This is a genomic window from Shouchella rhizosphaerae (assembly GCF_900142675.1).
GTDB classification, from domain to species: Bacteria; Bacillota; Bacilli; order Bacillales; family Bacillaceae_D; genus Shouchella; species Shouchella rhizosphaerae.
In genome coordinates this window covers 111,214-126,615 of record NZ_FRBS01000006.1, presented here as the reverse complement: position 1 = coordinate 126,615, position 15,402 = coordinate 111,214, and the positions used below count along the sequence as shown (strand labels likewise).

At 43.1% G+C, this 15,402-nt stretch carries 13 protein-coding genes; 3 read left to right on the top strand and 10 right to left on the bottom strand.

Annotated elements, in window-relative coordinates; all coding sequences use genetic code 11:
• Positions 1 to 337: 337 nt before the first annotated feature.
• The 3 genes from BUC05_RS16940 (at position 338) to BUC05_RS16930 (ending at position 3,493) form a co-directional block, all read left to right on the top strand.
• On the top strand, positions 338 to 1,006 hold the full coding sequence (locus BUC05_RS16940) for a response regulator transcription factor (RefSeq protein ID WP_073305431.1): 669 nt from the start codon (positions 338 to 340) through the stop codon (positions 1,004 to 1,006).
• A complete protein-coding gene (locus BUC05_RS16935; protein ID WP_073305428.1) occupies positions 987 to 2,315 on the top strand; it encodes a sensor histidine kinase in 1,329 nt (442 codons plus the stop codon). The genes BUC05_RS16940 and BUC05_RS16935 overlap by 20 nt, the downstream gene beginning before the upstream one ends.
• Positions 2,316 to 2,398: 83 nt before the next feature.
• Entirely contained in the window at positions 2,399 to 3,493 is a 1,095-nt protein-coding gene (locus BUC05_RS16930) for an acyltransferase family protein (protein ID WP_063608135.1), read from the top strand.
• Positions 3,494 to 3,724: 231 nt separating this feature from the next.
• On the opposite strand, the gene BUC05_RS16925 is transcribed toward BUC05_RS16930, so the two are convergent.
• The 10 genes from BUC05_RS16925 to BUC05_RS16880 form a co-directional block, all read right to left on the bottom strand.
• Complete coding sequence (locus BUC05_RS16925; protein WP_244153321.1) at positions 3,725 to 4,591, bottom strand: carbohydrate ABC transporter permease; 867 nt, start codon at positions 4,589 to 4,591, stop codon at positions 3,725 to 3,727.
• Positions 4,572 to 5,516 (bottom strand): carbohydrate ABC transporter permease, encoded by a 945-nt coding sequence (locus BUC05_RS16920; protein ID WP_073305424.1) that lies wholly within the window; start codon positions 5,514 to 5,516, stop codon positions 4,572 to 4,574. Before BUC05_RS16920 ends, BUC05_RS16925 begins: the two co-directional genes overlap by 20 nt.
• A 25-nt stretch (positions 5,517 to 5,541) precedes the next feature.
• Entirely contained in the window at positions 5,542 to 6,855 is a 1,314-nt protein-coding gene (locus BUC05_RS16915; RefSeq protein ID WP_063608133.1) for an ABC transporter substrate-binding protein, read from the bottom strand.
• A 134-nt stretch (positions 6,856 to 6,989) separates the two neighbouring features.
• The gene (locus BUC05_RS16910; RefSeq protein ID WP_073305422.1) at positions 6,990 to 8,096 is read right to left on the bottom strand and encodes a response regulator transcription factor; all 1,107 of its coding nucleotides are present in this window, start codon (positions 8,094 to 8,096) and stop codon (positions 6,990 to 6,992) included.
• Positions 8,053 to 9,798, bottom strand: coding sequence for a sensor histidine kinase (locus BUC05_RS16905; RefSeq protein WP_073305420.1), 1,746 nt, complete (start codon positions 9,796 to 9,798; stop codon positions 8,053 to 8,055). The genes BUC05_RS16910 and BUC05_RS16905 overlap by 44 nt, the downstream gene beginning before the upstream one ends.
• Positions 9,799 to 9,974: 176 nt before the next feature.
• Positions 9,975 to 11,126: a Gfo/Idh/MocA family protein gene (locus tag BUC05_RS16900; protein WP_073305418.1), complete on the bottom strand. Its 1,152-nt coding sequence runs from the start codon at positions 11,124 to 11,126 to the stop codon at positions 9,975 to 9,977.
• A gap of 38 nt (positions 11,127 to 11,164) precedes the next feature.
• Positions 11,165 to 11,986 (bottom strand): sugar phosphate isomerase/epimerase family protein, encoded by an 822-nt coding sequence (locus BUC05_RS16895; RefSeq protein ID WP_073305416.1) that lies wholly within the window; start codon positions 11,984 to 11,986, stop codon positions 11,165 to 11,167.
• On the bottom strand, positions 11,983 to 13,161 hold the full coding sequence (locus BUC05_RS16890; RefSeq protein WP_011245241.1) for a dihydrodipicolinate synthase family protein: 1,179 nt from the start codon (positions 13,159 to 13,161) through the stop codon (positions 11,983 to 11,985). Before BUC05_RS16890 ends, BUC05_RS16895 begins: the two co-directional genes overlap by 4 nt.
• 13 nt (positions 13,162 to 13,174) lie before the next feature.
• A complete protein-coding gene (locus tag BUC05_RS16885) occupies positions 13,175 to 14,347 on the bottom strand; it encodes a Gfo/Idh/MocA family protein (RefSeq protein WP_073305414.1) in 1,173 nt (390 codons plus the stop codon).
• A gap of 195 nt (positions 14,348 to 14,542) precedes the next feature.
• Positions 14,543 to 15,379 carry a helix-turn-helix transcriptional regulator gene (locus BUC05_RS16880; protein ID WP_073305412.1) on the bottom strand — a complete coding sequence of 279 codons (837 nt, stop codon included), beginning with the start codon at positions 15,377 to 15,379 and terminating at the stop codon, positions 14,543 to 14,545.
• Positions 15,380 to 15,402 lie beyond the last annotated feature (23 nt).

Below are 15,402 nucleotides of genomic sequence, written 5' to 3'. Positions count from 1 at the left end.
CTCTTTTTATGATAGGATATCAGCGAGTTATGGCCGTTGGTGCGTTTCAGAAGGCTTTTATTCAAATATAAAAACGGCAAGATAGGTTCAAAGAAGTTATTGCAAATGTATTCCTTCAAATATGTTTATATAAGGAGAGGTATGAAAAGTGATCAGATTCATAAAAGGAAGACGGCTTCTTATAAATGAAAAAGAAAAATACAAACGTTCATTAAATCTTCAGAAAGCGTTACCTAATTGCTTCATTTTTTCATATTAGACTAAATCTGAAGCAACTTAATCAGACATTCATGCAGAAGGCAATTATTCAAAAAGCGTCACTGAAAGGAGAATTTGATTGAAGAGAATTTTGCTTATTGAGGATGATGCAGCGATAGCTCGATATTTAGAACTAGAGCTAAAACATGAAGGATTTGAGTTAATTATAGAAAACGATGGAGAAGACGGATTAGCTAAGGCGCTATTAGAAAAGTTTGACGTGATTCTTTTGGATGTGATGCTTCCTAAAATTAGTGGGATCGAAGTTCTACGCAGACTTCGGAAGTCGAAAGTAACCACCCCTGTTATATTACTTACTGCAAAGGGAGAGGTATCTGATAAAGTTACAGGGTTGGATAGTGGAGCGAATGATTATATGACAAAACCCTTTTTTATAGAAGAATTACTTGCTCGTATTAGGGTAATCTTTCGCGAAAAAACGACAAACAATAGCCTTCATTGGGGAGAACTGACAATGAACCCTGATACGTATCAAGTAATCGTTAAGGGACAAGAATTAGGCCTTACTAAGAAGGAATATGAATTGCTTTATTATTTATTGGTAAATCGTAATATTGCATTATCACGTGAAAATATCATTGAGAATGTTTGGGGATATGAGTATTATGGCGATACAAATATTGTAGATGTGTTCATAAAGAATATTAGACGAAAGCTGGAAGATGTTATGGACGTTAGGATGATACAAACGATTAGAGGAATTGGATATGTCATTAAAGATAACTAATCTCTGGGAAAGGCTAAATAAACGCTTTAAATTTTCGATTGGATTAAAATCGATTTTAACCAATTTAGGGCTTTTTACTATTTTATTTACTGTGATCGGATTTGTACTTGTTTTTGCATTTTCAAGACTCCTAATTGCAGGGGCTTCCCTGACATTAGAAGACCATGAAAGAGTCATTAGGAGTATGGTTTCTAAAGGGGAAATCGATCAAATCGACTCCTATTCAGCTAATACGAATATAACCGTTTTGTTAGTTGAAAGCGAGCCAGTAAAGACAACAGGGATATCAAGTGACATTAATAGTATGAAGATTACAAACAAATTTAACGTCGATCTAAATGGAAAGAGCGTTGTGATTACTATTTCAAAATCACTTGAACAAGAGTGGGAGATTGTTAGAGCGATTATATTTGTTCTCATATTTGTATTCATTATAATTGGAGTTTTTGTTTTAGTTATTAGTGGTTGGACCATTAAAACGATGTTGCGTCCTATACAAGAGATGGTCAAGTTCATTAGAACAGGCAGTTTAAATGTAAGATTGGATGTTAAAACATCTCATGATGAATTACGTGATTTGGCAGAAACGTTTAATGAGTTAATGGATAAAATATGGGACACCTATCGTCAACAAGACCGTTTTGTTTCCGATGCCTCCCATGAACTTCGAACACCGCTATTAGTCATTCAAGGATATGCTGATTTGTTAGAACGATGGGGAGGAGAAGATATTGCTATCCGGCAAGAAGCCATCTCTTCTATAAAAAAAGAGGCATCGTATATAAATAAATTGGTTGAAAGGCTCCTGCTGCTAGCAAAGTCAGGACAACAAATGATGGAGGTAAGAACCATTCATTTGCCTGAACTGATTGAAGAAGTCATACGAGATTCAGTGGTGATGAATACAGGCCATACATTTATATTTGAAAAGAAACAGGAAGTTCTTGTGGATGGCGATTTTGCACTTATTAAGCAAGTCATCAGAATTGTTTTAGATAACAGTATAAAATATACACCTTCTTCAGGTACAATTTCTTTTAATTGTGAAGTCGAGGGAAACTATGCGTTGATTTCTATTCAAGACAATGGGATTGGCATTTCTAAAGAGGACTTACCAAATATATTTGAACGATTCTATAAGGCAGATAAATCTCGCAGCAGAGTTTCCGGAAGTACAGGATTAGGTTTATCCATTGCTCAATATATTGTTCAAATGCATGGCGGTATGATAAGTGCACATAGTGAAGGATTAGAAAAAGGATCGAAAGTACTAATTCGATTGCCTCTGAAAAGAACGGTAACATCGTGACATGTAGATATACGCAGATTAAACGATGGCTAGTGAGTAGCTGGCATGTATCAACTTATAAAGAGCATGGGGGTATAAAATGAATGGAATTAAAAAATGAACCTTTCTCTAAAAAATCAAGACTACTATACCTAGATCATATAAAAGTATTTTTAATCTTATTAGTCGTAGCTCATCACGCTGGTCAAGCATATGGACCTATTGATGATTGGCCACTTGCAAGTTCAGAAAAATCAGCAATTTTAGGTCCTTTCTTTGATGTTAATGGCGCTTTCTTTATGGGGTTATTTTTTCTAATATCTGCTTATTTTATTCCTGCTTCGATCGATAAAAGAGGCGTTTACTCCTTTATAAAAAGTAGATTCATCCGGTTAGGTATTCCTTTTATCGTTGTGGTCATTGTACTATTTGGCCCAATCACCTATTTTGTCGATGGAGTTAGTGGATCGTTCTGGGAATATATGATTTTTGATTATATTGGAACACTTGATTTTGAAATTGGTCATCTTTGGTTTATCGCATTATTATTCTTTCTTTCTGTCTGCTACGCCTTAGTACGAGTTATAATGAAGATACCAAATCCTACAAAAAGCAGATCATTAGGACATAAACAATTATTTTTATTTTCATTATCATTAATAATTGCTAATATGCTTATTCGGATTTGGTTTCCTGTAGGAGAATGGGTGAATATTTCACCTTTTATGCCGGTAGAAGTTGGACGTTTGCCACAGTATATTAGTTTTTTTGCCTTTGGCATTCTTGCTTATCGTTCTAATTGGTTAGAAAATATTCCAATTAAAACAGGCGTGATCTGGTTCATAATAGGAATTATAGCAGCAGCCATGCACTATTTAAATGTTTTAACAGGTTTACGGTCTGTCTATATATGGCTAGTTTTAGAAGGGTTTATTGGCGTTGGCTTGATAATAGGAATACTAGTGATAGGCAGGGAATTTGCGAATAAACGCGGAAAATTACTTGCTTTTATGGCAGAAAACGCTTTTGCCGTTTATATTATTCACATTTTTGTAGTTTATATATTGCAAGGGGCTATGGAAGAAATCCCTTCTGGAGCGTTAACAAAGTTTTTCATAGTAAGTATCTTAGCTAGTTTATTGAGCTTCCTATTTAGTCATCTAATTCGAAAGATACCAACTATGAAAAAAGTTTTGTAATGAAGGTTAAGATGAAAAAGAAACAGTAGTAATAAAGATCGTGTAAATAGGCGGTTGCTGCAACGTTCTGGATTTACGCGTTAATCTAATATGAGCCATTTCAACATAATGCTGAAAGTGGCTCCTTTTCTTTTTCGAAAACCGATTTTACACACTTATAGGACTTATCGATCCCGCCCCAAAAGAGATCTGTGCAAGTAGTTCCTCGTTATCTTTTCATGACCTCGATCGTTACTTGATTCCTGTTGTTGCAATCCCTTGGACCAAGTATTTTTGGAAGAATAGAAACACGATAAATTGGGGAACGAGAGACAGTGTTGCCATCGCCAGAAGCGGTCCCCAGGACGAAGCGCTAGTAGAATCCAGAAAACTGGCAAGCCCTAGTCCTACCGTATAGAGTGATGGGTCATTCAAATAAATCAACCCACCAAAAAAGTCATCCCAACTCCATAGGAACGCAAAGATCGTAACGGTGACAAGCACCGGTTTGCACAAAGGCATAATAATCCGCCAGAAGATGCCAAAGGTAGAGCACCCATCAATGACAGCCGCTTCATCTAGTTCTCTCGGGATGCCTCGGATGAACTGGACCATTAAGAAGATGAAAAACGGTGTGCCGCCTACAAAGGCAGGGACGATTAACGGCAAAAACGTATTGACCCAGCCAAAGTAGTTAAACAGAATATATTGGGGAATGAGCGTGATTTGCATGGGAAGCATCAGCGTTCCAATTAGACAAGCAAACAATATATTCTTAAGCGGGAATTTCAACCGTGCAAACCCGAACGCGACAAATGAAGATGAAATCAAGGCACCGATAATGTTCATGCTTGATACAAAGAGTGAGTTGCGGAAAATTTGGTCAAAGCCAACGCTGCCAAATCCTTTCCAACCTTCTACGTAATTGTCCCAATGAAAAGCAGACGGCAGCAAAGAAGCTGCCTGCTGGAAGATTTCTGCAGGTGGCTTTACGGAGCTGCTGATCATCCAAAGCACAGGGTAAAGCATAAAAAAACCAAACAGCAGAACAGTAAAGTGATATAGAAACGTTTTAAACCTCCTTTTTGTTTGCACCTGCTCACCCTTTCTCTGATTCATAAAACACCCATTTTTTCGAGCTATAGAAAAGCAATCCTGTGACAATCGCAATCACAATGAGCAATGTCCAGGCCATCGCAGAAGCATAGCCCATTTCATAATTGGTAAACGCTCGTTCATAAAGATACAAAGCGTAAAACAGCGTGCGGTCAAGAGGGCCGCCTTGTGTTGTCACAAATGCTTGTGTAAAGACGAGAAATGCACCAATCATTTGCATAATCAAATTAAAGAAAATGACAGGCGTCAACAATGGAATCGTGATGGATAAAAATTTGCGAAACTTCCCTGCCCCATCAACGGACGCTGCTTCATATAAATCTTCAGGAATTTGCCTAAGCCCTGCCAAAAAGATGATCATAGGAGAACCAAATTGCCAAATAACAAGCAAGATCAACACCATTAAGGCATGGTCGGGGCTAGCAATCCAACTTTTTCCTTCTACGCCGAAAAACAACAAAATATCGTTAATGGCTCCTTGTCCGCCGAATAACTGGCGCCACATCACAGCTACAGCAACACTGCCGCCGATAATGGAAGGAATATAAAACATCGTCGTATAAAACCCTGACCCTTTGCGTTTATTGTTAAACAGCATCGCAATCAACAAGGCAAACGCTAGTTTGATTGGCGTTGACACAAACACGAATACAAGCGTGACCGTGATTGAAGTACGGAACCTCGGATCATTGGTAAACATCGTGATATAATTGTCCAAGCCAACCCAATTAGGGCTCGTCAACATATCAAAATCAGTGAATGAGTAATAAAGCGACGCGATCATCGGGCCAATGACAAAGCCTAAAAACCCGACTAGCCATGGAGAAATAAAGGCAAATCCGACTAAATACTGTTTCCAAACACGCCATTTCGCGCTTGTTTTTCGATTCGGCGGATACTCGGCTCTTATCGTTTCTGATGGTTTCATTCGTCTCTCCTTTATCATCCACTGGCTAATTGCTTAAAATGATCTCCACTTCGCCCCGGAAACGCTCGGCAAATTCCTCGGCGCTTAGCAACTCATACTCGAATTCTTCTATCATACGCGCATATAAATCCAAAATCTGACCTGTACCTGCTGGGTCTGGTGGATGGATCGGCGCAGCCCTCTGTTCAACTAATTGAACATAATCAAATTGCAGTTGTGTATTTTCGCTGACATGATCATAAAGGTGATCTCGAACCTTTTCAGAAATCGGCACGCCCCGTTCAGCGTTTAAAATTTCATTGGCTTCTATACTATTGACAAAAAAATTGATGAATCGCGCAGCCTCTTCGCTCTTGTCCCCTTGGCTTGTAGCAGAAAATAGCAATGACGGTTTGATAAAGGAGGCTTCTGATCCACCTTCCATTGCTGGCAAAGTTGTCATCTGAAGCTTACGGCCAGCAGCTTCATTGAGTGCGACAATTTGATTGCTGTGAGGGGAAAACGTTGAAGCGCGTCCGTGGACAATTAATTCATCTTGGATGCCTTGCACCTCGGCTTTGACATCAGGAGGCGCAGCCACCCCACTGTCAAGCAAGTCTTTATACATGTTCAAAAAATCAATCAAGTATTTGTCGTCGTCGTAGCCAAGCCCGGTGTTGTCTTCGTTGTACAACCACAAATCATGTTGGCGCAAATAATGCTTAAAAAAATTTAAACTATCGCCGAAACCATACGCATACATGCCATCCAAGTTTTCGTTGATTGTTTTGACTGCCTCTATATAATCCTCCCACGTATAACCAGGTTCTAGTTCCGGAACGCCTGCTTCGGCGAAAATCTCAGCATCATAAGCGATGGACATCGCATTGGAACCAAGGTTAATTCCATACAACCCTTCGTTTACAATGCCGCCTTCTAAATAAATGTCATCCACATCACTAAAATCGAGCGTTCCATCTTCCACGTAGGGGGTTAGATCAACAAGCAAATCACGGGAGACATATTCGTTGATGTACTGTAAATCCATTTGAATGACGTCTGGCAAGTTTCTGCCCGCTGCTTGCGTCGACATCCGTTCCCAATAGCCGTCCCAGCCAGTGAACTCCGTCGTTATAGCGATATCCGGATTTTCAGCTTCAAACAGTTTAATCGCTTCGATTGTGCGGTCATGCCGTGCTTGCGAGCCCCACCATGCGACTCTCAACTCGGTTTGGCCGCTTTTTAAGTCCGCTTTCTCGCCGCCCTCTCCTTCGGCTACTTCCGTTTCCGACGATGAGCATGCTGTGAGCGCCACGACACTCACTAAACACATTCCAGCTACTCCTTGCCATCCTTTCATTTTGTCGCCTCCCTTTTTCATAAAATAAAGCGCTTTCATTTAGTTCTAGTTTAAAAACTCTTTTTGTGGGTGAATAGATGACAAAAGGGAAATAGTTTGCACAAAAGACCATTTAAAAGAAATATGGGACGCTTTTACTCTTTTTGGTTAATAAATTCAGTTGGACTGGCGTGGAAAAAACGCTTAAATTGCCTTGTAAAATAATGGACATGGCTGTAACCGACTTGATCAGCAATTTCATAAATATACAGCTCCCCTTCAAGCAGCAACTGTTTCGCCTTTTCCATCCGAACGCGGGTAAGATAGGACTTAAACGATTCGCCGACTGCTTTTTGAAACACAATCCCGAGGTATTTCCTCGATAAACCCACCTCTTCCGCAATATCTTTGAGGACAAGATCTTCGTTATAATGGGCATGAACATAGTCGATCGTCATTTGGACAGCGCGGCGATGCCTCGCGTTGCCTTCTGAAATCGAGGCGATGCACGCTTGATCAACTTGCGACTCGATCCATGCTTCGAAGTCTTTGATCGTCAACAATTGGTCTGGTGCCACTTCCACTCTATTGGCACAGACATGTTGGCCGGTTCTATTTCGTACCGCATCACGGATCAATGCTTGCAAGCTGTTTGCATGGAAATGAAGCAATGAAGGCCGCTCCAGTTCTTTCGCATCATGTAAATAAGACACGACCGCTCTTGCTGCTTGTTGTGCTTTACGCCAATCATTGTCGCGTACGGCTGTTGCCAATGTTTCATAAAGGGGTAACGACTCGCCGGTTATTTCAAAAGGGCGGTCAAGCAATGGCGCAACCGCATTTAAGCGGATTTCCAACTGTTTGCTTTTGATCTCCTCTTCCGCCTCTGCCGTTAAGCGATTGACGATTTTCTCGAACACAGTGAAAATCGTCATTTTTGAAGCCGGTTTGCTTAAATAGTCATCTACACGTAAGCGCAGCGCTTGTCGTGCGTATTCAAAATCATCGAAGCCACTTAAAATGACAACCTTTCCAGCAAATCCTTCATCCCTCACCGTTTTAACCATTGCCAACCCTTCCAACACAGGCATATAAATATCGGTTACCACAATGTTCGGCTGATTGGTTTGAATCAGCTTAATCCCCTCTTCGCCGTCATACGCTTCTCCAACAAAGGTCATGTTAAACCTCTCCCAGGGAATGATGCCTTTTAGCCCTTCAATTACTTGCTCGTCGTCGTCGATAATAACCGTTTTCCACATGTTTGTTTACTCCTCCCCAATCGCTTGTTTGCTTTTGCGGAATTTCAATCAATATTGTCGTCCCTGCCCCTATTGCACTGTAAACAGTGATCGTCCCTTCCTCACCAAAAAACGCTCGTAAACGCTCTGCGACGTTTTGCAAACCATAACCATTTTTCCGGGGAATCGGCTCCTTTTGATCAAACCCTACGCCGTCATCTTTTACTTGTAGCTGAAGCGCCTGTTTGTATGGACGAATGGAAATGTCAATCATCCCACGTTGGCGGCGATGAAATCCATGAACAATCGCGTTTTCAACAATCGGCTGCAATGTAAACTTCGGCACATAGTAATGGTGGAGTTCAGATGGGACATCGATCTCAAATGAAATATCGACGCTTTTTGTACATTGCTGGATTTGCATATAGTAGCGAATATGGTCCAGTTCATCGGCAATCGGTATGAAACTTTTCCCTTTCGAGAGGCCAATCCGTAGCATTTTTCCCATCAATTCAATCACTTCACTGATTTCATCTTGTCCCTTGGCAATCGCCATCCAATTTAATTGGTCGAGTGTATTGTACAAAAAATGTGGGTTAATGTTTGCCTGTAATGCCGTTATATCAGCTTCATTTTTGCGGCGGTGCTCTTCCTCTAAAGATTGGTGCAATGCATGAATTTCCTTCGTCATTTCCGTAAACCCTTCAAATAAATCGCCAAATTCATTTTGATAGCCAATTGGCACATTCACTTTTTGTGATTTGCCAAATTGCACAAACCCTTGGCGTAGCTGGAGAATTGGCTTTGAAAACGCAGTAGACAGAAACAAAGCAAACAGGAGCGCCCCTGCGATCGCTACTAGGCTAATTGCTATAAGCACAGCTGTAATTCGTTTCCCCCCTTTCGTTAGCTCTCCCCATGGCGTTACCTCGACAAGAAACCAATCAGCACGCTCTAACGCTGACCATACAGCTAGCCCCTGGTCAAGCTCTCTTTTTCCACCTTGGTTAAAAGAATGTTCAGCTACGATTCTTCCTACTTCTTCGTCTGTTTCATGAGCGGCCATAATCGCCTCTCCATTTTTGCCAACTAACATTCGCTGATTTGCATGATGATCCCTATCCACAAACAAGGCTTCAAAATCACGGGTGCGGACGTTCAGTACTAACATAGCTTTTAACGTTCCTTTGGCCGAATACAGTTTGCACATGTAAGAGACGACCTTTTCCTCTTCTGTTAAATGTTTGTCGTGTTCTCCTAGCCAAACTTCATTGGCCTCATTTACTTCTTTGTTTTTTGGATGGCTGTGCATATCAATCTTAGACAGAAAACGGATCGGATATTGGCTATCAAAAGTTGGGGGATTATCCATGTATATATCAATGGAATCAATCATTGATGAACTTAATACAACTTGATGCAAATACTTGTGGAGGTTGTTTCGTTGTCGATTATAAGAAAAGTGTTCGTGTCGGTTATTGATAAAGGCTTGCAAATCAGCATTTCTTGAAATAACAACTGCTGTTTCTTCCAACACCTTCATCTGGTTATCCAATTCATCCCGGTATAAGTGCAAAAGCTCCTTTTGGTGAGCCGACGTCGAGGCAATCGTTTCCGACACAACCATGCGATAACTTACGCCAATTACGACAAAAAACAGGAAAATAATAAACAGCGCAATGCTTAAAAACAGAATGGTTTTGACCTTTGCCTTTTTAAACATAGCAACCACCTTATCGCACAGCCAAGTCAAGGCTATATTTGTCGGCAACATTCATCAGACTGATAGAAAACGCTTGTCAGGCGAGGGAATACGCGAACGAACATGGGTTCATCTGTAAAGACCTGGAAGCGTTTATTTACAGTCACAGCACCCGCGATGGACGCGAGTGCTGCCTGCTACGTTTTCAGCGTTTCTTTAATCGGAGTAAAACCATGTTGCTGTGGGTTTTCATAGCGTTCAAGCAATGCATCAGCTAAACCTGGCACGACCCGGTAGCCGTCAACTTGCTTGACATTAGCAAACTCGTGAATAGGATGTTGTTTTAATTGCTCAATGATTTGCACATGGGCAAATGCTGTTTCGTACGTACAAGGGACCGTTTTGTTTGGGTCAATAACTGCTTCAATACAGTCGTCCAACTTCGCAAATGAATCATCGTGAGTAACACCAAGCCTGCCATATACTTTTGTAGAACCATCTTTAAAATAAGCGATGACGTGGCCCGTTTTATTGTTGCACCTATATTCGATTGTCGCTTTTTCAAATTCCAACGCAAACATCGGACCGGCCTCTTCCTCCGTAGCGTGTGAGGCCACAAACAATAGCGCTGCTCCTTCGTCTGTTTCCGCTCGCAATATGCATGTGTCAAATGTTTCAATTGGATTGGCCCGATACAATTCAGCGTCGATGTCAACGACGTTGGCGCAAGTATCGATTTTGTCGCCTAGCACATACACCAAATGATGAAGAAAATGGGCTGCGGCATTGTTGGCAATGCTATCAAAAATCGCCTGCCCTTGCTGGGAGAAGCGTTTTCCTGCCCAATCGGAACGTTGGTAGTACGCGGTGTTTCGCGGCCAAAACACCAATGTCTTTAGCGACTTGGCCCGACCAAACATGCCGGCCATTCGGTCACGCTTTAACGCATGAACGGTTTTGCTAAATGACCAATTAAAACCAATCGCTGCCCATCTTTGCGCCTCTCTTACTGCTTTTTCCCACAAAGGAAAATCATTTTCCATAGCGGAAAGGGGCTTTTCACACAAGACATGGCTGCCATACGTTAACGCTTCCAGAGCGTGGACTGTATGAAAATGAATTGGTGTAGCGATAACAGCCAAATCAGCATGATGTTCTTTATAAAACGAGCGTAGTGAATGGTAGACCGGTACACCACGCTCTCGTAAATCGGGCAAATACGGGCTACGTTCCGGCGCATTGTCAACAACCCCTGCAAGCAGTGCTTGTTTGTGGGTTAATAGCTTTTTTACATATCCACTGCCATAACCATTAATGCCAGCCACTACTACTGAAACCAAATCCGCCATTTTAAGCCTCCTCGTTCGCACTCTTGCCAACAACGCGATTAGACGTGGGTATCAAACCGTTCAATGATTTTCGCCATTGCTTCATCGCCGGAAAGGTTCCAGAGCGACTGGTTCATAATTTCGACTTCAATCGGTCCCTTATATCCTGCTTGTTCTACTAACCGGCGCATGTTCTTTAAGTCGATTACACCATCGCCCATAAGGGACCTGCCTTTAAACATGTCTGTAATAGGAACGTTCCAGTCGGAAACATGGAACCCAAGTATATGCTGGCCTGCCCGTTCGATTTGTTGATCTAGCTCAGGGTCCCACCAAACGTGGAACGCATCAACGATTACACCGACTTGGTTTGTGCCGATCGTTTCAGCTACATCATTGGCTTGCCTTAGTGTATTTATAACAGAACGGTCAGCTGCGTACATCGGATGAAGAGGCTCGATTCCAAGTTTAATCCCGCATTGTTCTGCATAAGGAACAATCGCCTCAATCCCTGCTTGTACATGCTTTCTTGCTTCCACTAAATCTTTGCCGGCAGCTGGGCCACATACAAGGACAAGCACATTCGCGCCAAGTTCAGCGGCTTCGTCAATGGCACGCCGATTGTCTTCAATCCGCTGGAGCCGCTCTTGTTGGCTAGCAGCAGGAAACATGCCGCCGCGGCATAAGCTGGAAAGGGAAAGGCCAGCATCACGAATATGTTCTTTCGCTTCCTTTAAGCCGTACTCATGCAGTTTATGACGCCAAACAGCCAGCCAGCCCACGCCGTGGCGGGCGCAGCCTTCAATCGCTTCTGGCAACGTCCATTGTTCAGTCGTAATCTGGTTTAAACTGAAACGCTCGATTCCAGGAGCACCGCTCATACGCGCACCTCCTGGCTAATACCAGCCGCTTCAAGCGTTAGCACCATCCGTTTAATCGCTCTCTCAGGCTCAACGAGCAAGCCTGCTTGGTCGGCTAGCATAAATAGCTTTGCCAAGTGAACAGCAGACCTCGCTCCTTCTGCGCCTCCAATCATTCGAAAATGGTTTTGGTGCCCATTTAAGTAGGCCATAAAGACAATCCCTGTTTTGTAGGCGTAGGTCGGCGCTTCAAAAATATGGCGGGCAAGTGGGACAGTTGGCGCCAAGATCCGGTTATAGGTTTCGAGATCGCCGCGGTCAAGCGCTTGGAAAGCTTCAGCAGCTGCCGGCGCAATTGCGTCAAAAATGCCTAATAGCGCATCGCTATAAAAGCCGTTTTCCCCAGCAATCAGTTCAGGATAGTGAAAATCATCGCCTGTATACATTCTTACCTGTTGAGGAAGAAGACTGCGCATAGCCACTTCTTTGCTTTTATCAAGCAGCGATAGCTTGATCCCGTCTATTTTGTGCTTGTGTTCATGAATAATCTCCAGACAAACATCCATCGCCCCGTCAATGGATCGATCTCCCCAATAACCAGCTAGATTCGGATCAAACATGTCGCCAAGCCAATGGAGAATCACCGGTTCCTTCACTTGGCGGAGCAGGCGGCTATACACGCTCCGGTAATCATCTCGTGACCGTGCTGCTTTCGCAAGGGCGCGGCTTGCCATGAGAATCACACGACTGCCTTGCGCTTCGACAAACTCCATTTGTTGTTCATAAGCGGAAATGATCGCATCAAGCCCATATATCTCTTTGTCACTCAAGTGATCCGTCCCCACACCTGAAGCGATGTCACCGCCGACTGCTTTTGCGTCCTTTGCCGAATAAGCGATCAACTGTTTGGCCGCTTCCCATGTTAAGCCCATCCCTCTTTGCGCTGTATCCATTGCTTCAGCAACACCGAAGCCGAGTTGCCATAGGTGGTGGCGGTAAGAAAGGGTCGCTTCCCAGTCAACTTTGCCGCCCAGCACTGGCGGTACTGGCGATAACGGATCGGCGACGACATGAGCCGCTGAGTAGGCACGCCGTGCAGAAAAAGCAGCCGTCTTCAGACATGCAGGCTCAGCATTCTGGAGCGTATAAACGATTTTGTTTCTGTCTTCAGTTGGCAATGTAATCGTGTAAGCCATCGTTTTTGCCCCCTTAAACATGCTTTGCCGGAACAGTTGCCGCCAGTTTAGGGACGTCAACCCATTTCCGCTCACGCCATGCTTGTAAACCTAAGTCTGATAACTGTGTCCCTTTGGCTCCTTCAAGCAAGTCCCAAGGAAATGGACTGTCTGTATGAACATGTTTCAAAAACAGTTCCCACTGTGCCTTAAAGCCATTCTCGTAAGGCTCATTGTCAGGCACTTGCTGCCAGAGTTCCTGGAAAGCGATCGGGTTTGGTATATCTGGATTCCATGTCGGCCGAGGCGTCATGACACGGTGTTGGATTTTGCAATCGCGCAATCCCGCGACTGCACTTCCATATTTTCCGTCAACGTGGATCGTCAATAAATCATCACGGTCGACACGTGTCACCCATGAGGAATTCGCTTGGACAACAATCCCATTTTCCAATTCAAAAATCGCATAGGCTGCATCATCGGCAGTCGCCTTGTATGGTTGGCCATCCTCATCCACGCGTTTGCGAATATGAGTCGCTCCTAGGCAAGAAAGAGATTGAATTTCGCCAAACAAGTTGTCGATTACATACCGCCAATGCGCAAACATATCGACAATAATGCCGCCGCCATCTTCTTCTCGATAATTCCAGCTTGGCCGCTGCCCTTCCTGCCAATCGCCTTCAAATACCCAATAACCAAAATCAAGTTTCACCGAATAAATGTCACCAAAAAAATGACTGTCAATCAATCGTTTTAGCTTTAACAAACCAGGCAAAAACAGTTTATCTTGGACAACGCCGTTCTTCACTCCTGCTTTATTGGCAAGCTCAGCTAATTCAAGGGCTTCGTCTAAGCTTGTCGCCGTTGGTTTTTCGCAATAAATATGCTTGCCTGCTGAAATGGCTTGCTTAATTGCGGCAGCGCGGCGGCTCGTTGTTTGTGCATCAAAATAGATGACATTGTATTCGTCTGCCAGCGCCTGCTCTAAGTCCGTTTCGATCCGGTTTAGTCCGTATTTGCTCGCAAGCGCTTCAAGTTTTGCTTCGTTTCTTCCTACTAATACCGGGTCAGGCATAAGCGTCTCCCCATTAGGAAGCGCAACCCCTCCCTGTTCACGGATTGCTAAAATCGACCGGATTAAATGCTGGTTTGTGCCCATTCTCCCGGTGACGCCATTCATAATAATGCCAATTGGATGCGTAGCCATTCTTATATGCCCCTTTCATCTAAGTTCGCTTTTAATTGAATGAAAGCGATTTTGTCGACTTTATCGCCAACCTCTTGCTCTCAGTTTAGTGAAAGCGCATCCAATTCGTCTTATCACTCCCCGTTTTTCGTTCTCAGTTTCCGAACTAAATCAGCTAGGGTCATTAGGGGCCTCTATGAAGCGACTTTTTGGCTATTATTTTGAAACATTGCGGTGATGATACTGGCTTAATTGAGTATGTTTATAGACTAAAGGACTAACGCCAACTTGCTTTTTAAAAACGCGATAAAAGGTAGGCAACGATTCAAAGCCAACTTCGAAACAAATCGAAACCATATCAAGGTCAGTTTCTATTAGTAATTTCTTTACGCGGTTTAAACGGACTTCGGTTAGATACCGCATCGGCGTCGTATCATATGCGTCTTTAAAGATTTGCTGCATATAGCGGGAGCTTACCCCCATTTTGGCAGCTAATTCTTCAGCGCGGCTTAACTGGTAGTAATTATTTTCGATATACTCTTTAAGGGCAGCCGCACGCCACTCATTTGTGTTTTGGTAGGTAAATCCTTTTTTCGTCCGCTTTAATAGCAGCAACAACTCTCCAAGCAAAAGCGACAAGCCGATTTTTTCGCGGTCCCTATACTGGAGTTGTTCGTAAAGCATACGCCTTAGCAATTGGCGGACTTCACTCCCTTTAAACAAATTGAGGCGGAGCACTTCTGAACGGGCAAACACGTTAGCTATAAGCGTGTGCCTGTACTCCACAGGCAGTTGCTTTTCATCAAACTCTAGCACGAGCATAGTCATTTTTGATTGCGCGGCAATCGAGTGGTGTGTCAAAGGGCGAATGATGAGCAAATTGTCAGAAGCGAGCGCATGCTGTTGTTTCCCTAACTCGCACTCCCCTTTTCCGTCGAGGACATAGAGAAGCTGGTGTGTATAATGAAAATGGCTATGAATGTAATTTTTCTCTTTATGCTTGTTTTCATATAAATAAACCGCTCCCTTTGGCTTTTGCTTTCCAGTCCTCACAAGGCTCAACTCCTTTCTTAGGG

What these genes read in the sequence shown, in the direction of transcription:
- BUC05_RS16935 (WP_073305428.1), top strand. Translation starts at nt 987, where the DNA reads ATGTCATTAAAGATAACTAATCTCTGGGAAAGGCTAAATAAACGCTTT.
- BUC05_RS16930 (WP_063608135.1), top strand. Translation starts at nt 2,399, where the DNA reads ATGGAATTAAAAAATGAACCTTTCTCTAAAAAATCAAGACTACTATAC.
- BUC05_RS16925 (WP_244153321.1), bottom strand. Translation starts at nt 4,591, where the DNA reads ATGAATCAGAGAAAGGGTGAGCAGGTGCAAACAAAAAGGAGGTTTAAA.
- BUC05_RS16920 (WP_073305424.1), bottom strand. Translation starts at nt 5,516, where the DNA reads ATGAAACCATCAGAAACGATAAGAGCCGAGTATCCGCCGAATCGAAAA.
- BUC05_RS16915 (WP_063608133.1), bottom strand. Translation starts at nt 6,855, where the DNA reads ATGAAAGGATGGCAAGGAGTAGCTGGAATGTGTTTAGTGAGTGTCGTG.
- BUC05_RS16910 (WP_073305422.1), bottom strand. Translation starts at nt 8,096, where the DNA reads ATGTGGAAAACGGTTATTATCGACGACGACGAGCAAGTAATTGAAGGG.
- BUC05_RS16905 (WP_073305420.1), bottom strand. Translation starts at nt 9,798, where the DNA reads ATGTTTAAAAAGGCAAAGGTCAAAACCATTCTGTTTTTAAGCATTGCG.
- BUC05_RS16900 (WP_073305418.1), bottom strand. Translation starts at nt 11,126, where the DNA reads ATGGCGGATTTGGTTTCAGTAGTAGTGGCTGGCATTAATGGTTATGGC.
- BUC05_RS16895 (WP_073305416.1), bottom strand. Translation starts at nt 11,986, where the DNA reads ATGAGCGGTGCTCCTGGAATCGAGCGTTTCAGTTTAAACCAGATTACG.
- BUC05_RS16890 (WP_011245241.1), bottom strand. Translation starts at nt 13,161, where the DNA reads ATGGCTTACACGATTACATTGCCAACTGAAGACAGAAACAAAATCGTT.
- BUC05_RS16885 (WP_073305414.1), bottom strand. Translation starts at nt 14,347, where the DNA reads ATGGCTACGCATCCAATTGGCATTATTATGAATGGCGTCACCGGGAGA.